The 17,622-nt window shown below is 33.2% G+C and carries 18 protein-coding genes; 13 read left to right on the forward strand and 5 right to left on the reverse strand.

Going from position 1 to position 17,622, the window contains the following annotated elements; genetic code table 11:
• Positions 1 to 12 precede the first annotated feature (12 nt).
• Positions 13 to 894, reverse strand: coding sequence for a lipoyl synthase (gene lipA / locus I0Q91_RS08405; RefSeq protein WP_270454020.1), 882 nt, complete (start codon positions 892 to 894; stop codon positions 13 to 15).
• Between the two features lie 10 nt (positions 895 to 904).
• The gene (locus tag I0Q91_RS08410) at positions 905 to 1,723 is read right to left on the reverse strand and encodes a lipoate--protein ligase family protein (protein WP_270454021.1); all 819 of its coding nucleotides are present in this window, start codon (positions 1,721 to 1,723) and stop codon (positions 905 to 907) included.
• Positions 1,724 to 1,844: 121 nt separating this feature from the next.
• Between I0Q91_RS08410 and I0Q91_RS08415 the strand changes: the two genes are divergently transcribed.
• The 5 genes from I0Q91_RS08415 to I0Q91_RS08435 all read left to right on the forward strand — a co-directional run bounded on the left by I0Q91_RS08415 (position 1,845) and on the right by I0Q91_RS08435 (position 5,918).
• On the forward strand, positions 1,845 to 2,579 hold the full coding sequence (locus I0Q91_RS08415) for a pirin family protein (RefSeq protein ID WP_270454022.1): 735 nt from the start codon (positions 1,845 to 1,847) through the stop codon (positions 2,577 to 2,579).
• A 23-nt stretch (positions 2,580 to 2,602) separates the two neighbouring features.
• Positions 2,603 to 3,607, forward strand: a complete 1,005-nt coding sequence (locus I0Q91_RS08420; protein ID WP_270454023.1) for a pyridoxal-phosphate dependent enzyme — start codon at positions 2,603 to 2,605, stop codon at positions 3,605 to 3,607.
• An 11-nt stretch (positions 3,608 to 3,618) separates the two neighbouring features.
• Entirely contained in the window at positions 3,619 to 4,776 is a 1,158-nt protein-coding gene (nagA, locus tag I0Q91_RS08425) for an N-acetylglucosamine-6-phosphate deacetylase (protein ID WP_270454024.1), read from the forward strand.
• Complete coding sequence (locus tag I0Q91_RS08430; protein ID WP_270454025.1) at positions 4,766 to 5,296, forward strand: transcription repressor NadR; 531 nt, start codon at positions 4,766 to 4,768, stop codon at positions 5,294 to 5,296. The genes nagA and I0Q91_RS08430 overlap by 11 nt, the downstream gene beginning before the upstream one ends.
• A gap of 106 nt (positions 5,297 to 5,402) precedes the next feature.
• Positions 5,403 to 5,918 (forward strand): ECF transporter S component, encoded by a 516-nt coding sequence (locus I0Q91_RS08435; RefSeq protein ID WP_345790972.1) that lies wholly within the window; start codon positions 5,403 to 5,405, stop codon positions 5,916 to 5,918.
• A 49-nt stretch (positions 5,919 to 5,967) separates the two neighbouring features.
• Here I0Q91_RS08435 and I0Q91_RS08440 read toward each other — a convergent pair whose 3' ends face one another.
• The gene (locus tag I0Q91_RS08440; protein ID WP_270454027.1) at positions 5,968 to 6,954 is read right to left on the reverse strand and encodes a ribose-phosphate diphosphokinase; all 987 of its coding nucleotides are present in this window, start codon (positions 6,952 to 6,954) and stop codon (positions 5,968 to 5,970) included.
• 130 nt (positions 6,955 to 7,084) lie between these two features.
• Between I0Q91_RS08440 and I0Q91_RS08445 the strand changes: the two genes are divergently transcribed.
• Entirely contained in the window at positions 7,085 to 7,417 is a 333-nt protein-coding gene (locus I0Q91_RS08445; RefSeq protein WP_270454029.1) for a hypothetical protein, read from the forward strand.
• Positions 7,418 to 7,478: 61 nt separating this feature from the next.
• Here the strand turns inward: I0Q91_RS08445 and ychF are convergent, their stop codons facing one another.
• Positions 7,479 to 8,573, reverse strand: coding sequence for a redox-regulated ATPase YchF (gene ychF, locus I0Q91_RS08450; RefSeq protein WP_270454030.1), 1,095 nt, complete (start codon positions 8,571 to 8,573; stop codon positions 7,479 to 7,481).
• 236 nt (positions 8,574 to 8,809) lie between these two features.
• On the opposite strand from ychF, the gene dctP reads away from it, so the two are divergent.
• The 7 genes from dctP (at position 8,810) to I0Q91_RS08485 (ending at position 16,025) form a co-directional block, all read left to right on the forward strand.
• Entirely contained in the window at positions 8,810 to 9,838 is a 1,029-nt protein-coding gene (dctP, locus tag I0Q91_RS08455; RefSeq protein ID WP_270454032.1) for a TRAP transporter substrate-binding protein DctP, read from the forward strand.
• A 366-nt stretch (positions 9,839 to 10,204) separates the two neighbouring features.
• Positions 10,205 to 11,932 (forward strand): ABC transporter substrate-binding protein, encoded by a 1,728-nt coding sequence (locus I0Q91_RS08460; RefSeq protein ID WP_270454033.1) that lies wholly within the window; start codon positions 10,205 to 10,207, stop codon positions 11,930 to 11,932.
• 101 nt (positions 11,933 to 12,033) lie between these two features.
• Positions 12,034 to 13,002 carry an ABC transporter permease gene (locus I0Q91_RS08465; protein WP_270454034.1) on the forward strand — a complete coding sequence of 323 codons (969 nt, stop codon included), beginning with the start codon at positions 12,034 to 12,036 and terminating at the stop codon, positions 13,000 to 13,002.
• A gap of 12 nt (positions 13,003 to 13,014) precedes the next feature.
• Entirely contained in the window at positions 13,015 to 14,145 is a 1,131-nt protein-coding gene (locus I0Q91_RS08470; protein ID WP_270454035.1) for an ABC transporter permease, read from the forward strand.
• An 85-nt stretch (positions 14,146 to 14,230) separates the two neighbouring features.
• Positions 14,231 to 14,947, forward strand: coding sequence for a glutamine amidotransferase (locus tag I0Q91_RS08475; protein ID WP_270454036.1), 717 nt, complete (start codon positions 14,231 to 14,233; stop codon positions 14,945 to 14,947).
• 76 nt (positions 14,948 to 15,023) lie between these two features.
• A complete protein-coding gene (locus I0Q91_RS08480; protein WP_270454037.1) occupies positions 15,024 to 15,185 on the forward strand; it encodes a hypothetical protein in 162 nt (53 codons plus the stop codon).
• Positions 15,186 to 15,212: 27 nt separating this feature from the next.
• Positions 15,213 to 16,025: a M55 family metallopeptidase gene (locus I0Q91_RS08485; protein ID WP_270454038.1), complete on the forward strand. Its 813-nt coding sequence runs from the start codon at positions 15,213 to 15,215 to the stop codon at positions 16,023 to 16,025.
• 1 nt (position 16,026) lies between these two features.
• Here the strand turns inward: I0Q91_RS08485 and I0Q91_RS08490 are convergent, their stop codons facing one another.
• Complete coding sequence (locus I0Q91_RS08490) at positions 16,027 to 17,619, reverse strand: proton-conducting transporter transmembrane domain-containing protein (RefSeq protein ID WP_270454039.1); 1,593 nt, start codon at positions 17,617 to 17,619, stop codon at positions 16,027 to 16,029.
• Between the last annotated feature and the right edge of the window lie 3 nt (positions 17,620 to 17,622).

A 17,622-nucleotide genomic window follows, 5' to 3' on the forward strand; every position in this document is an offset into this window, starting at 1 on the left:
GTAGGCATTTTTTTATTTATTCATAAGACTTTTGCCAGTTTCTTCAGCCAGATAAGAACTTCTTACATGTGGGCCAGCTGCTACTGTTTTAAAACCAAGCTTTAATGCTTTATCTTTAAGTTCTTCAAACTTTTCAGGTCGAATATATTCTTTTACCTGGATATTTCCATGGCCAGGCTGTAAGTATTGTCCCATAGTTAAGATTTCACAACCAGATTCTAAAAGATCTTTCCATACCTCGATAAGCTCTTCTTCAGTCTCTCCCAGGCCAAGCATTAATCCAGATTTTACTATTATATTACCTGCATCTGAAACTGCTTTTAAAACATCCAGTGATTGTTGATAATCAGCCTCTGGTCTAACCTCATCATATAGAGAAGGAACTGTTTCTATATTATGATTAAATATTTCAGGACTGGCTTTAATAATATTATTTATTGCCTGCTTATTATTATTAAAGTCTGGAGTTAGAATTTCAATAGTAACATTTGGATTCATATCTCGAATTGCATTTATAACCCTGACAAATTGCTCTGATCCCCCATACTCTAGATCATCTCGAGTAACTGAGGTTATCACAGCATGCCTGAGCTTTAATCTATCAACAGCCTTAGCTATTCTGGCTGGTTCTTCAGTATCGACTGGTTCTGGCTTTTCTCCTGGGACTGCGCAAAACTTACAATTTCTTGTGCATTTATTACCAAGGATCATAAAAGTTGCGGTTTTTTTAGCATAACATTCACCTATATTAGGACAGCGAGCACTCTGGCAAACAGTATTTAATTCAAGTCCATCTAACATCTTTTTAGTATCTACCATACCCCTTTGTAATGGGTCTTTTCCCCTTAACCATTCAGGCAGCCTTTTCCTTCTATTACTAGTATCTTTAGCCATGAATAACCTCCTAACGTTTTTTATTCCAGTGATTATTTGAATACTTTTCTTCTCTCAATTTTTTAGCTAAATTTATTTCCTCAGGTGTTAACTTTTCATATGAATAATTAAAACCTAAGCTTTTTGCTAATCCATCTATTAAAGCCTGTTCAAGCTTATTTTTTTTAACATCATAACCTGCTGATTTTAGTGCAGTAGATTTAGCTGCAAAGATTCTTCGTGCTTTTTTCCTTTTCTTTTTATCTTTATAATTAAATAATTCAAATGTCTTTTTAGGATCTATTTCAAATGGTAATGATCCATGTTGGAGTATAGTCCCTTTTTTTCTTGTTTGGGCACTCCCTATTAATTTCTTATCTTTAAGAATTACTTCATACCAGGATGGTGCATCAAAGCAGGCAGCTGAATTACCTTTTGGAGATTTTTTGCCCCGTTCCATTGGCTTAAGCTCCGCTGGTATTTTTAATAAATTTAGACCAGCTACTAAACCCTGGCTAATCTCTTTATAACTTTTAACAATTGAATTAGAAAGGAGATTATAATCTTCTCGAATAGTAATGCTATAAGTTAACTCTTTATCATGAAGAATAGCACGTCCTCCAGTTAAGCGTCTAACAATATCTATGCCTGCATTCTGACATGCTTCTTGATTAACTTCTTTTTCTAGTTTTTGAAAGTAACCAAGAGACAAAGCTGGTGGATTCCAGCTATAAAACCTTACTGTAGGCGGGACTTTTTTATCTTGATGACATTTCATAATAGCTTCATCAATTGCCATATTATAATATCCATCATTTGCTTCTGTTTTAATTAAGCGCCAATTTTCCAAAATAAAGCCTCCTTGCAATGTTTCATATTTTACTGCTAATATAATATTTACTATATATAATATTAACAGAACGATAGAGAAGAATCCAGTAAAAAAGAAGAATAGCTTGGAGGTAAAAATTATGTTAAAAGAAAATAAAAAGATAATTGCTGTTGAAAAGCCGGAAGGTGATGGCGCAGTAGTAAAAAGATTATTTCCAACTGTTTATCATAATCACTTTGATCCCTTTGTCTTAATAGATGAGTTTTTTGTTGAAGCTCCCAATGAGTTTGCCCCCCATGAGCATAGTGGCTTTGAAGCGATAAGTTATATGCTTGGAGGAGCTTTTCGTCATGAAGATAATCAGGGAAATGAAGAAGAAGTTGATCAGGGTGGCTTACAAACTTTCAATGCAGGTAAAGGTATTGTTCACTCTGAAGCTCCAGGTACAGCCGGTTACGCACATGGTATGCAAATCTGGGTTAACCTGCCATCTGAAATGAAAGAATCAAAACCTGAATATCAAGCACTTAATCCAGAAAATGTTCCTGTTCAAGAAAAAGAAAATGTTATAATTAGAAGTTTAATTGGACCTGGTTCACCAGTTAAGTTAAAAACAGAATTATTGCTCCAGGATATCACATTAGTTAAAGGTGGGAGTTATAATATTCAGCTGTCAGATAAAATGCATGGAATTATTTATGTAATTGATGGTATAATAGAAACAGAGAAAAAACTAAATGAAGGAGAAGCTCTTTTATTAACTTCTAAAGCTTCTATTGAAATCAAGACACTTGCAGATGAATCTAGATTTATATTTATGGCTGGTAAACCCCATGGCCAAAAAATCAAAATCGAAGGATCACATGTTCTTTAGATGCAGAAAGGTGGACTTTTTTGATGAAATTTGAGTGCTTAAAATGTGGCAAAAAGTATCCACATGATGGCAAAATGTTCAAATGTAATTGTGGAGGTTTATTTAAAATTCCTGAAAAACCTCTCCAATACAAAACTGATCTTGAATTAGGAGAAGTAAAGACACCTTTATTAAAAAAAGAATTATTAGGGCATGAAATTTTCTATAAACTCGATTATTATCACCCTTCTGGTTCTTTTAAAGATAGAGGAGCAAGATTAATGTTAGGTAAATTAAAAAATGCTGGAATAGATGAAATAGTCGAAGATTCATCAGGGAATGCCGGGGCAGCAGTTGCTGCCTATTCAGCTGCTGCTGGCATTGACTGCAATATTTTTTTACCAGAAGCTACAAGTTCAGCAAAGATATCGCAGATACAGTCAACAGGTGCAATTATCCATAAGATTTCAGGTGATAGAGAAGCAACATCCAGGGCGGTAAAAAAGGCCGCTAGAAATAAATATTATGCTTCTCATATATATAATCCTTTATTTTTTGCCGGGGTTGCAACTATAGCTAAAGAACTTATTGAAGATCTTAAAAAAATTGATGAAATTATTCTGCCTGTTGGCAATGGTTCTTTATTATTAGGTATCTGGCATGGCTTAAAAGAAATATTGGCTAAAGATAATCTCCCTAGATTAATAGCTGTCCAGGCAGAGCCAGTTTTCCCGATCTGGGAAAAATTTCATAGTAAAAGTAGAAAAAGTAATACATATTTAAATAATTTAGCAGAAGGTATAGCTATTAAAGAGCCTGCAAGAATAAATGAGATTATTAATGCAATTAAAGAAAGTAAGGGAGATGTTATTTTAGTAAATCAAACTGAAATAAAGAATTCTTTAAAACAACTGTGGAAGCAGGGTATTTATATAGAACCTACTTCAGCAGCGGCTCCTGCAGGGGCTATAAATCATCTTAAAGATAAGAATACTTCTTTTGGTAATATTGTTATTATATTAACAGGGTCTGGTTTGAAATATAATTAAATTCGGGAGGGATGACAATCCAACTAATATACAATGCAAAAATAATTTCTGAAAATAAAATTATTGATAATGGCTGGTTAATCATTGATGAAAATAAAATAAAAAAAATAGGTGAAGGTGCTCCGGAGCAAAAGCAATATCTAAAAAAAACTGATATTGGAGGCTTATTTTTAGGGCCAGGTTTGATTGATATCCACTGTCATGGCGGAAATGGATACGATGTAATGGATAACCAAGAAGATGTTTTAGATAAGATAAGCAAGTATAAATTAAAAAATGGTGTAACAGGTTGGCTGGCTACACCATTAACTGCCCCCCCTGAAGAGCTTGAATCTGCCTGTAAAAGAATAAAAAATGTAATTGATACTAAAAATAAAACAAATTTACTGGGGGCTCATATTGAAGGACCATTTATCAGTCAGGCTAAAAAAGGGGCTCAAAATGCAGAATTTATAAGAACAGGTGCAATTAAGGAAATTAATAATTGGATAGATATTTTAGGTGAATATTTAAGAATTGTAACCCTTGCACCAGAAAAACCTGGCGCAAAGGCAATAATTCAAAGCCTTAAAGATAATAATACATTAGTAGCAACAGCTCATACTGCAGCTGATTATGAAACTATGACAGAAGCTATTAAAAATGGTGTGGAACAGGCAAGTCATTTCTATAATGGCATGACAGGTTTTCATCACCGTAACCCTGGTACTGTTGGAGCATTTTTAGATAGCAAAGATACTACAATGGAGATTATTGCCGATGGCATTCATCTTCATCCAGCTACCATAAGAATAACTTTGAAAATAGCTGGCTTTGAAAGGATTATATTAATAACTGATGCAATGAGGGCAGCTGGTATGGAAGATGGAGATTATGATTTAGGTGGTTTAAATGTTTCTATAAAAAATGGTGAAGCCCGTCTGGCAGATGGAAACCTGGCTGGCTCAACTTTAAAGCTTATAGATGCTGTTGAGTATATTTATAATAATACAGAACTAGACTTAATTGATAGCTGGCATCTGGCCAGTTATAATCCTGCAAAGCGGCTTGGCCTTGATAGCTTATATGGTTCTTTAAAAGGTGGTAAAATAGCAAATATAGTTGCCTTTAATAACAATTTTTCAATTAAAAATATCTGGTTAGAGGGAGATGATCAAATTGGCAAATAAAACATTAAAACCAGGTGATAGGCGCCAGGAAATCGTAAATATTTTAAAAAATAGTGAAGAACCTCATACAGGCTCTGAATTAGCAGAAAAATTTCAAGTAACCCGACAGGTTATTGTTCAGGATATAGCTCTTATTAGAGCAGAAGGAGTAGATATTTTATCAACATCTAGAGGGTATTTACTTCAGAAAAATAAGTCGCCATTTTTAGAGGCTACCATTGCCTGTCGCCACAGAGACGATCTTGTTAAAAACGAATTAATGATAATGATAGAACACGGGGCTAGAATATTAGATGTTAGAGTTGAACACCCTATTTATGGAGAATTAAAGGGTAATTTGATGTTAACTAATAAAAAAGAAGTTGAAGAATTCTTGAAAAAGGTAGAAGAAAATGATGCAGGTTTATTGGCTGAATTAACAGATGGAATCCATCTCCATACTGTAGAGGTAGCTAATAATGAGGTCTTAAAAAACTTGAAATCATCATTATCAGCAGAAGGGTATTTATTAGAAGGGTAAAATAAATTTAAATTTACTGTATATACACTTGACAAATCACCTGTATATTGAGATAATATAATAGAAATAAAATATGGAGGAGGATTTTGATTTGTTAAAAAGAAAATTGAAAGTTAAGGAACTTGTATATGCAGCTTTATTAACCGCACTGGCACTAATGATACCTTTAGTCTTTGGAACTTATTTAAGAATTTATATTCCACCATTTTCAGCTACTCTGGCTTCACATTTACCGGTATTTTTATCAATGTTAATTAGTCCCTTTGCAGCAATCTTTGTTGGATTTGGCTCTGCTTTAGGATTTTTCCTAGTCACCGGACCAGTTATTGGGGCCAGGGCTGCTATTCATATTCTAGTTGGAGGAACCGGAGCACTATTAATTAAAAAGGGCTATAGTTTTAAACTTGCTTTATTATTAGTTTTGCCAATCCATGCTATTGGAGAAGCGCTAATAGTATTACCATTTGGTTTTTCACTGGCAGACGCAGGAATAATTGTTGGAGTTGGTACAGCCTTGCACCATGTAGCAGATGCATTTCTGGCAGTAGCTGTTTATGAACTATTAAAAGCAGCCTCTTTTGATTTAAAACAGGAGGGAATTCCCAAACAGATTAGTAATTAAAAAATATAAATTGCAGGCAGATTAGTTCTTGCCTGCAATTTCTTTATTTTTATATATTAGAGCTTTTTAATACTTTTTTAGGGACCCCCTTGAATAAGGAACTAACAGAAATTCCATTATGAACCCGATAGATAGTTTCTGCAAAAAGAGGTGCCACAGAAACTAATTTTATTTTTCTAGAATCTGTAATCACCTTATTATTTACAGAATCGGTGCTTACCAGTTCTTCTATAGGGCTATTTTCAATTCTTTCTACACCTGAATCATTTAATAATATATGTGATAATCCAGCAAATATTCTTCTAGCTCCCCGTTCCTTTAAGCCTCTGGCTAGATCGACTAAAGTTCCACCTGATATGCTAAAATCATCAAAAATCAAGGCATCTCGATCTCTAACATCACCTATTATTTCAAGTATTTCTGCGCTCTCATTATGATATAATCTTCTTTTATCTCCAATAGCAACTGGTCTATTTAAATAAGCTGAATATCTTCTTGCTTCTTTAGCAAACCCTGCATCAGGAGACACAACAACTGTATTACTCAAATCATAATTTTTCATAAAATATTCACAGAGAATAGGCATTGCATATAAATGATCAACTGGATTTTTAAAAAAGCCCTGTATTTGAGGGCTGTGGAGATCCATTGTAATAACTCTATCAGCACCTGCAAGCTCTATTGATTCTGCACAGACTCTTCCTCTAATTGAAACTCTAGGTTCATCTTTTTTATCTCCCTGGGCATAACTGAAAAAGGGTATAATAGCGGTGACTGACTGTGCACTTGCCCTTTTAAATGCATCCATCCAGAATAATATTTCTGTAAATTCATTATTGGGCTCAAGACCAATAGACTGGACAAGGTAAACATCTTTATCTCTGACAGTCTCTTTACTTTTAACCATTATATTTCCTTCAGTAAAATTAATAACTTCAGATTTTCCAGGTTTAATCTTCAAATACTCACAGATTTTGTCTGCAAACTTTTTACCTGAACTTCCTGCAAATATTTTAATTTCATTATTATCAGACATAATTATCAACTCCAGAGTATTAAAATATATTTCTTATTCATTACTTATATAAAAAGTTAGATAATCCTGCATTTGCATAATTAAATTTATTCTGCTATAATTTTATTTCTAGGAAGCAGGAGGTTATAATATGAAAAAGTTGATTTTTAAATACTATATAGAGCTCCATAAAGTTATTAATAAAAAGTTTGATATTAAGCATATATTACAATATTTTATTGGTATTTTCGCAGGAGCAGTTGGTCTATATTCTTTATTATATCATGATTTAGTTACAGCAGTTATTGTATTGATTGGTTTTTCAATTTTGAACCAATTATTTCATAAGTTATTTAAGAAACTTCCAATGACAAGGATTATGATTAAAGCTGATGATATGTCTAAAGAAGATTTTAAAAAAGAGGTAAGAGATGTAATCCAGAAAGATATCGAGCAGAAGATCAACAATAATAATAAAGATTAATTTTAAAAAGCAACCCTTTCAGAAGAGAACAGGGTTGCTTTTATCATTGGTTTTAAATTATTTATGAAACATTAAATCTAAAGTTGCAGACGTCGCCATCATGAATTATATAATCCTTGCCTTCTAATCTCAAAACTCCTTCTTCGCGAGCGTCTTTATATGAGCCAGTTTCATTTAAATCCTCAAAACTAACAACTTCTGCACGAATAAATCCTCTTTCCATATCTGAATGAATCTTACCAGCAGCATGGGGAGCAGTTGAATTTCTTTTTACAGTCCAGGCTCTAACTTCCTTTTCACCTGCAGTCAAGAATGTAATTAAATCTAATAATCTATAACCTGCTCTTATTAATCGATCAAGTCCAGAATTTTCAATTCCTAAATCTTCTAAAAATAATTGTTTGTCTTCTTCATCAAGCTCAGCAATATCAGCTTCAATTTGTGCGCTAACAGTTATAACTTCTGCGCCTTCTTCTGCAGCATATTCCCTGACCATTTCAACATATCTATTATTATCATCGTTAATCTTATTTTCATCAACATTACAAACATAGATTGTAGGTTTTGCAGATAATAATTGAAGTTCTTTTGTCAATCTCTGGCCAGTTTCATTTAATTCAACTTGCCTGATATTTTTTCCGTTTTCCAGTTCTTCTATTAATTTATTCAATTCCTCTAGTTCTTTTAAATATTCTTTATCTCCACTTTTGGCTTTCTTTTCTGTTTTCTCTAAACGTTTTTCAATTGTAGCCATATCAGCTAGCATTAGCTCCAGATTAATAGTTTCAATATCATCTATAGGATCAATTTTATTATTAACGTGGGTTATATTATCATTAGTAAAGCATCTAACAACCTGAGAAATAGCATCTACTTCTCGAATGTGAGATAAAAACTTATTTCCAAGACCTTCACCCTTACTTGCTCCCTTTACCAGACCAGCTATATCTACAAATTCTATCATTGCAGGGGTCTTTTTTTCTGGATTATATATATTCGTTAAAATATCCAGTCTCTCATCAGGAACATTAACAACTCCTATATTGGGATCAATTGTACAAAAAGGGTAATTTTCAGCATCAACCTGGACCTTTGTGAGAGCATTAAATAATGTGGACTTTCCAACATTCGGTAAACCAACAATTCCTATTTTCATTTTTTCCTCCTTATAATTAGCTTTCCTTATATATCATATATCATTTGAAAAGATTTTTAAAGGCTTTAAATAAATTATTATTAAATAAAAATTACTTAATAAAATAAAAATTAATTTTGTTGCTGAAAACTATAGATTTTTAGATTTAAATATGTTATATTGAATACTGATTTATTATATTGAGTAGATAGTAGGTAAATATAAATTGCTAAATATTATATTAGGGGGAATTCAAAATGAAGAGAAAAATTGTGTTTTCATTAGTGTTTATTTTAACAATCACGTTTATAGGTGCTGCATCAACTAATATTCTTTCATTAAACATTAATCAAGAAGAGACTATCTGGAGATTCAGTTATACAGATAAAGCAGGTAGTTATATGGATCAATATGCTCATAAGTTTAAAAATAAGATTGAAGCTGAAACTAAGGGGAAAGTTAAGGTGGAACTATATCCAGCCAGTATTTTAGGAACAGGGGAAGATATGATAGAACAGGCCCAAAATAATGTAGTACATTTTAATTTAGTTTCAGATAAGAATATAGCTAGTTATATACCTGAAAGCCAAATTTTCCAGCTGGAATATCTATTTCCAGATGATATTAATAAGTTAACTGATTTAATCAATAGTGAGAAATTCTCTAATCTTATAGAAGAATCTTTTATTGAGAAAAATATCTTTCCATTAGGATATTTTGCTTCCGGTTGGGAACTTATCTCTGCAAATGACTATATCAATCATCCAGATAAATTAAAGAACTATAATCTTAGGGTAGCGCCAAATAAGTTTAATATAAGAAATTATGAAGAATATGGAGCAAATGTTACAGCTATAGATTCTGTTGAAGCCTACAGTGGCCTTTATTTTGGGGTTTTTAATGGGCAGGTAGCTAACCTGTCAACTATTAAAGAAATGGGATTTTATAATACACAAGAATATTTAATTGAGACAAAATCAAATCCTGATATTAATATTTTGATTACAAATCCAACTTTTTATAATTCATTGACAGATGATTTAAAAGATATATTGAATAATGTTATCTTAGAAATGAAAGATTTCTCAAAGAAATTACAGCAAAAACATTATGATGATAATTTAAGAAATATTAAGCATGCTAAAGAAAACATAAAAATTCTTAGTTTAACTAAAGAAGAAAGACAGTTATTTAAAAGAGATGCTCAAAAGATTTGGAGTTATTATGAAGAAATTCCAGGTGATAATGCCTCAGAGCTACTAAATTATTTAATAAATATAAATTAAATCTTAAATACTCCGGAAAAAGCCCTTGCAAAAGGGCTTTTTTAATTTTTTTTCCAAAAAAATTTTATTAATTTATTATTTAATAAAGTCTATAAAATGATATCGATTAATCAATTATTTTTGATAATTAAATAAAAGTATTAAATTAATGTGATAATATATTGATATTTGAATACTTTAAGTGTTTTTTAAAACTTTAAATTTTTGAAGGACTTTTATATTTTATCGAGTATTATAATATTAAGATATTATTTTTATTTATTAATATTTGAATTGAAAGGGGGATAGGGGAGATACATTTTAAGTTGTTTTCATAGAAAATCAAGAATTGAGAATCAATAAAAAAATTAGGAGGAGTATTTTTATATGAAAAAACTTACCATATTAGTCTTATTATTTGCTTTTGTTTTATCAGCATCTGTTGTAACGATGGCCGAAGAAGTAGAACTTAAAGATCCCTGGGTTTCAGAAAAACCTCAGGGTGAGCATGGAGGAACTATAATGCAGGCAGTATTAGGAGATCCAAGAACTTTTAATACTGTAATAGCTAATGAAACATCGTCAACCGATGTTACTGATGGTCCTATATTTGAGGGCTTAGTGACCAGGCATGGTGTAACCACCGAATTTATTCCTAGGCTAGCACATGACTGGGAAATTAGCGAAGATGGAACAGTTTACACTTTCTATTTAAGAGAAGGAGTTCAATGGCATGATGGTGAACCCTTTACTGCTGACGACGTTATCTTCACAATGGATGTAATTAGCGATGAAGATATTCCAACAAGTACTAGAAGTGTCCTAAGAGTAGCTGGAGAATTTCCTGAGTATAGGAAGATTGATGACTATACAGTAGAATTTGAGCTTCCAGAGCCTTTTGCTCCATTTATGAATTCTATTGGAACTTATATTATTCCGGAGCACAAACTCAGAGATGCTTATGAGGCAGGAGAATTTACAGAAGCCTGGGGTGTTGATACTGACCCAAGTGAAATAGTTGGTACAGGTCCATTTATGTTAACAGATTTTGTTCCAGGTGAAAGAATAGTTAAGGATGCTAATCCTTATTACTGGCGTTTAGATCCTGAAGGAGAAAGACTTCCTTATTTAGATAGATGGGTTAAAGTTATTGTAGAAAGTACTGAAGTTCAGGATTTATTATTCCAGAATGGCGAGGTTCACTTTAACTCCATACAGGGTAGAAACTATGGCCGTTTTGAACAGTTAAAAGAAAGAGGAGATTTTGAACTAATAGATGCTGGTCCAACCTTTAGTACAAATTTCTTGGTTTTTAATCTTAATCCTAATAATCCTAACTTAGAAGATAGGCCAGAGAAAAAGGAATGGTTTGACATTCTTGAATTTAGAAGAGCTGTTGCCCATGCCTTTGATAAAGATACAATGATAAATCAGGCCCAGGCTGGCTTTGGAACTCCTCAGTGGAGTCCGGTTAGTACCCCTAATCAGCAGTTCTTAAACGAAGATGTTAGAACCTATCCTTATGATCTAGATCGCTCAAGAGAGCTTCTTGAAGAAGCAGGATTTGAATGGGATAATAATGGTAATTTAGTTGACTGGGAAGGCAGAGAAGTTGAGTTTAATATTGCTACCAATGCAGGTAATGATGAGAGAGAGACAATAATGAATATAATTGCTGATGACCTGAGAGAATTAGGTATGCAGATTAACACAGCTCCAGTTGAATTTAATGCATTAGTCAACCAGCTTCAGAGCGAGTTTGATTTTGATACAATCTTAATCGGTCTGACTGGTGGAGTAGAACCACATAGTGGCGCTAATGTTTGGACATCTGATGGTCCTCTTCATATGTGGCATCCAATGCAGGAAGAGCCTCACAGAGATTGGGAAGCTAGAATAGATGAACTCTTTGAATTAGGGGCTCAGGCTGTTGAAATTGAAGATAGAATTGAGTATTATAATGAGTTCCAGGAAATCATAGCTGATCAGGTGCCATTAATTTATACAACAGCACCTAATGCTATTTATGGAGTTAGAAACAATTTAGAGAATCATAATATCAGTGCTTATGGTGGGGTAACCTGGAATCTATATGAACAGTATCTTGCATACTAGTATTTTATCATTATAGATTTAGTACTGCCAGGAAGGGGGGCTATCCCCCCTTCTTATTTTTAAGCAATTATAATATTTTTATAGAAAGGAGCCTATAGTTCATGAAAACGTATATAATAAGAAGAATACTATATGCTATCCCACTACTTTTAGCAATTTCATTATTTTCATTTATGATAATGCAATTATCACCAGGTGATTATCTTGATCAATTGAGAATGAATCCAGATATATCTAGACAGGTGCTTAATACAATGGAAAGAGACTTTGGACTGGATAGATCAGTACCTGAACAGTATGCACTCTGGTTAGGACAGGTGCTTAGAGGAAATTTAGGTCGCTCTTTTACTTATCGAGTTCCTGTTACCCAGGTTATTGGGAGTAGAATAATGAATACACTTATTTTATCTTTTGCAGCTATGGTCCTGGCCTGGGGTGTTTCAATCCCGGTAGGAATCTATTCTGCAACAAGAAAATATACAATAGGTGATAATATATTTACCAGTCTGGCCTTTGTTGGCTTATCCATTCCAAATTTCTTTTTTGCCTTACTTTTATTATATGGAATAGTTACTTTCAACTTGAATTGGCCGATTCAGGGCATGACTAGCATTACTCATGATATGATGACCCCGGTGCAGCAATTTATTGATATTTTAAAACACTTAGCTGTTCCGGCAGTGGTCTTAGGTACAGCTTCAATGGCTGGACTAACCAGACAGATGCGAGGGCAGATGATTGATGCTATGACTTCAGATTATGTAAGAACAGCCAGATCTAAAGGATTAATGGAGAGGGTAGTAGTTTATAAACATGCTTTAAGAAATGCTATTAATCCAATGATTACGATCTTTGGTTTTCAAATTAGTGCATTGCTTGGAGGAGCAGCCTTAACTGAAATAGTAACTGGCTGGCCAGGTTTAGGTACCTTAATGCTAAATGCGGTTAGATCAAAAGATCTTTATCTTGCTATGGCAGGTTTAATGATGGGTAGTGTATTATTAATATTAGGAAATCTTATTGCTGATGTTCTTTTAGCAATGAGTGATCCAAGAATAAGGTATAATTAAGGGGGGGATAAAATGGAGAGAAAAGCATTTAACGAGAATGATCAAAAAGAACTTGCTCAATCGACAATAAAAAGTAAAGATCAATATTCTTTCTGGCGTGAGATGTGGAAACGTTTAAGCAGACACAGGATAGCAATAGTCGGAGGAATAGTTGTTTTGACTTTATATATCATGGTTATATTTGCTGGTTTTCTGTCACCATATCATCCAAATAGAACTTTTAGACAATATTTTTATCACCCCCCAACAAGAGTCCATTTCACTGATGAAACTGGAAGTCTTACAAGGCCATATATTTATGGAACTGAATCAGTCGGCTGGGGCCAATATGAAACTGTTGAAGATGAGAAATATGAAATTCAGTTTTTCCATAGAGGTGATCCACACACAGTTGGGCCCTTTACAACTAATTTTCAACTCTTTGGGATTGAAGGATATGAACAACCGTTTTTTCTTCTCGGAAGTGATGGATATGGTCGGGATTTATTTACCAGGTTATTATATGGTGGTAGAGTCTCAATGTTTATTGGATTTGTTGCTATCTTTATTTCAACATCGATAGGTATGCTAGTTGGAGGAATATCTGGATATTATGGTGGCTGGGTAGATGAGGTATTAATGCGATTTGCCGAAGTGATTATGTCAATACCAGGATTTTATTTGCTTTTAGCCCTGGCTGCAGTCATGCCCATTGATATACCTTCACAAATGAGATTCTTCTTTATTATTTCTATTCTTGCTTTCAGAGGCTGGGCTGGAATGGCTCGTGTTATTAGAGGAATGGTTCTTTCAGCTAAAAATGAAGAATATGTACAGGCTGCAAGAGCTATTGGTGCTTCAGATAAAAGGATAATAATTAAACATGTATTACCTGTTACAACTACCTATGTAATAGTTAGTGCAACTGTTGCTGTTCCAGGATATATTATAATGGAATCTGGCTTAAGCTTTATTGGTTTAGGAATTCAGGAGCCAGCAGCCAGCTGGGGTAATATGCTAGCAGCTGCTCAAAATATTACTTCTATTACGGGTTTTCCATGGATGTTAATACCAGGCTTTATGATATTTATTGCCTGTTTAAGTTATAACTTATTAGGCGATGGACTAAGAGATGCCCTGGATCCAAAATCGACGATCAGGTAAAATAAAAATATGAATTAAACTTCCTGGACCAGTTAGTTCTGGTTCAGGTTTCTTAATTAAGTAATAACTAGAGGTGTTTTATATAATGAAGAAATTGCTTATTATAAAGGCAGGAGCATCATTAAATAAAATAGTAAAAAAATATGGAGATTTTGAAGAATTAATTATTAATAAAGCTAATTTAAGGATTGAAGAAATAGAAATTTATAAACCCTTTGAAAATAAAACTTTTCCAGATATAGATAATATAAAAGGTATAATAATAACAGGCTCTCATTCAATGGTTACAGATGATTCGCAATGGATAAAAAATTTATCCCAGGAACTTAAACATTATCTTGACAATTATAATATTCCTGCATTAGGAATCTGTTTTGGTCATCAGCTTCTGGCTAAAATATATGGAGGGAAAGTAGATTATCATCCAGTTAAAAAAGAAATCGGAAGTAAAGAAATATTTTTAACAGAAGCAGGTAAAGTTAATAGTCTATTTAAAGGTTTACCTAATAAGTTCTCAAGTTTTCTTGTTCATGAACAGTCAGTTTTAGAACTTCCTGAAGGAGCCATAAGACTTGCCAATAATAATTTTGAAAATAATCAGGCATTCTATTTAGAAGATAATATCTGGGGAGTTCAGTTTCACCCGGAATTTACAGCTGGAGTAATGAAGGAATATATTTTAAATGATAGGGATAAGCTAATAAAAGAAGGTTATAATCTGGATAAATTGATCAGAGATTTAAAGAAAAATACTCCTGGTGAAAAGCTAATAAAAAATTTCATAGAAATAATTAATAAATAATTAAGACTAATAAAGGAATTTCAAAGTATTTATAGAACTATACTTCAAGCAGAAATATATTCTAAGGGGTGGAGATATGGCAAATAATAATAACTTCTTGTATATTGGAATAGCTGTTGCAATTGGTTCTGGTATTGGCTTAATTGTTAGTATGTTTTTTGGAGGAAGTATTGCTTTAGGTTTAGTGATTGGTGGAGCAATAGGACTATTAAAAGAAACTTTTTGGAAGAGTATATAAAATATCATAACAGGAGAGATAATTTATATGGTTAAAGAAGATACATCAGTTTTTATTTCTGCAGATATGGAGGGTATTAGTTCTTTAGTTGTTGGAGATGAAGTAAGAAAAGGCAAGAGTGAATATGATGAATTTAGAGAAATTATGACTGGTGATGTAAATGCAGCAATAGAAGCAGCTTTTGATAATGGGGCAACCAGGGTTGTTGTTAGAGATGCTCATGCAACTGCCAGAAATATTCTGCCGGCTCAACTAGATAAAAGGGCAGAATTAATTAGAGGCTGGTCAGGAAGACCCTATAGTATGATGGATGGTATAGATAATACATTTGATACAGTTTTTTTCGTTGGATATCATTCAAGCCCGGGGCTTGAGAGTGGAACACTTGCCCATACCATCTCTGGAAAATTTCATAAGATTTATTTAAATGACCAGCCTGCCAGTGAAGCTTTAATTAATGCTTATACTGCAGGTTATTTTGGAGTACCGGTTAGCTTTATTTCAGGAGATGAAAGTTGCTGCAATCAAACTAAAAAGTTAATTCCAGGAATTGAAACTGCAACAGTTAAATATGGTTTAGGAGGCGCAATCAGGGCGCTCCCAATTGCTGAAGCCAGAAAAAGGATTAAAAATGGAGTAGAGTTAGGGCTGAGAAAATTAGAAATTCTCAACCCATTAGGTCAGGAGATTGAAGAATTTAATGCCCACCTGATATATAGAAGAATAGAAGATGCTATAACTGCAGGGAATTATCCTGGAGCTGAACAGGATAATTATGAAGTCAAATTTAGTGCCAGTGATTATTTTGATTTAATTACATTTCTTCACTTTGTGAGTTAATTTAAAACAGATTGGTAACATAGAAATTTAACAGCAACAGAACCAGTGCAAAAAGAACCCAGGAGACATATCTTACCATATCTCCAGTATGAATTTTAGATACTGTATTGTCAAATTCTATGAAGGAGTTACAGATATCACAGTAAAAGTCAGGCTCGATCGGTTGTTCTGGATGGGGTTCAATTGTGTTTTGTAAAATCGGGAATAATGCCAGACCAATAAGGATAGGTTGAACTCCATTCCAGACTTCATAGGCTGAGAAATAATTAATCCCGGTAGAAATATTAAATAAAGATTCCATCTGTTCCGGCAATAAAGCTATTACCATCATAATACCCGCAATAAAGACCATTGAGAATCTCATTGAAAATAAAGGCTTCTTTTTCATTCTAGGGTTATTGCCCTTCCTAATAAATCCAAAATACATAATTTTTATAAATGAAAGAGCAGTTCCAATTCCGGCAATCATCATTCCATAATAGATGATTTGATTATCAGTACTATGTTTAATCATTGTTTTACTCAAATAACCATTAAAGAATGGGAAGCCTGCAATCGATAGGGCTGCAATTAAACTGGTTACAAAAGTTATAGGGATCTTCTTCCAGAGACCACCTAAGTCCTCAAGATTTTCATATCCGAAAGAATAAATTACAGTACCGGCCATTACAAAAAGTAAACCCTTATAAAGTATATGGTTAATTATGTGAAAACTACCACCAACAATCCCTAATTCATTACCTATACCAATACCTATAATCATATATCCGATCTGACTGACTATATGGTATGATAATATCTTTCTAATATCTGAATGGGTCATAGCAAGGATAACACCAAGAATAGCATTAAACACCCCAAAATAAGCGATTAACATATTATCCATTTCTATCAGTCTGTATAATCCGTAGACTCCGATCTTTGAGGTGAAGGCAGATAGGATTACACTGATATGATAAGGAATATTTGAGTATGTCCTTGGTAACCAGGTATGAACTCCAACATAAGCTAGTTTAACACCAATAGATATCAAGAAAAAGATTAAGCCCCGTTCAGGAACTGTCAGGAGAATACTACCTGTCTCTGTTACATGGAGAACTATTCCCCAGAGTAACATTAACCCACCAAAAACATGCATTAGTATATAATATTGAGCAGTATGCTGTCGGACAGCATCATTAATATCATAAATTAAAAAGAAAGCAGAAATAGTAATAATTTCCCAGGCAACAAAAAAACTAATAAAATCGCCTACAAATAATATCATAAATGAGAAACCAAGATAGAAATTGATTAAAGGAAATTCTTTCTTGCCACATAGATTATATGAGTATATAAAGGCTCCAGCCCCAAAAATCACAAATACTAAAGCAATGTTTCTGGATATAGCATCAACTTCCAGTAAAATTATTTCAAAATCTAAAAAGACAAAAGTTAATAACCTTTCACCCTCCGGTAGTCCCAGTAAAATAAACAAAGATGTGGCCAGGCCGGCCATAGAAAAGATAAAACGTTTTTTGCTATTTTTTATAAATATAGATAGTATCCCGGTTAGAATCAGGATAAATCCAGGGTTAATCAGTATCGATGGCATAAT

The organism is Halonatronomonas betaini (assembly GCF_015666175.1).
GTDB classification, from domain to species: Bacteria; Bacillota; Halanaerobiia; order Halanaerobiales; family Halarsenatibacteraceae; genus Halonatronomonas; species Halonatronomonas betaini.

Coding starts and splice junctions, on each gene's coding strand:
- lipA (WP_270454020.1), bottom strand. CDS start 894: ATGGCTAAAGATACTAGTAATAGAAGGAAAAGGCTGCCTGAATGGTTA.
- I0Q91_RS08415 (WP_270454022.1), top strand. CDS start 1,845: ATGTTAAAAGAAAATAAAAAGATAATTGCTGTTGAAAAGCCGGAAGGT.
- I0Q91_RS08420 (WP_270454023.1), top strand. CDS start 2,603: ATGAAATTTGAGTGCTTAAAATGTGGCAAAAAGTATCCACATGATGGC.
- nagA (WP_270454024.1), top strand. CDS start 3,619: ATGACAATCCAACTAATATACAATGCAAAAATAATTTCTGAAAATAAA.
- I0Q91_RS08440 (WP_270454027.1), bottom strand. CDS start 6,954: ATGTCTGATAATAATGAAATTAAAATATTTGCAGGAAGTTCAGGTAAA.
- I0Q91_RS08445 (WP_270454029.1), top strand. CDS start 7,085: ATGAAAAAGTTGATTTTTAAATACTATATAGAGCTCCATAAAGTTATT.
- ychF (WP_270454030.1), bottom strand. CDS start 8,573: ATGAAAATAGGAATTGTTGGTTTACCGAATGTTGGAAAGTCCACATTA.
- dctP (WP_270454032.1), top strand. CDS start 8,810: ATGAAGAGAAAAATTGTGTTTTCATTAGTGTTTATTTTAACAATCACG.
- I0Q91_RS08460 (WP_270454033.1), top strand. CDS start 10,205: ATGAAAAAACTTACCATATTAGTCTTATTATTTGCTTTTGTTTTATCA.
- I0Q91_RS08465 (WP_270454034.1), top strand. CDS start 12,034: ATGAAAACGTATATAATAAGAAGAATACTATATGCTATCCCACTACTT.
- I0Q91_RS08470 (WP_270454035.1), top strand. CDS start 13,015: ATGGAGAGAAAAGCATTTAACGAGAATGATCAAAAAGAACTTGCTCAA.
- I0Q91_RS08475 (WP_270454036.1), top strand. CDS start 14,231: ATGAAGAAATTGCTTATTATAAAGGCAGGAGCATCATTAAATAAAATA.
- I0Q91_RS08480 (WP_270454037.1), top strand. CDS start 15,024: ATGGCAAATAATAATAACTTCTTGTATATTGGAATAGCTGTTGCAATT.
- I0Q91_RS08485 (WP_270454038.1), top strand. CDS start 15,213: ATGGTTAAAGAAGATACATCAGTTTTTATTTCTGCAGATATGGAGGGT.
- I0Q91_RS08490 (WP_270454039.1), bottom strand. CDS start 17,619: ATGCCATCGATACTGATTAACCCTGGATTTATCCTGATTCTAACCGGG.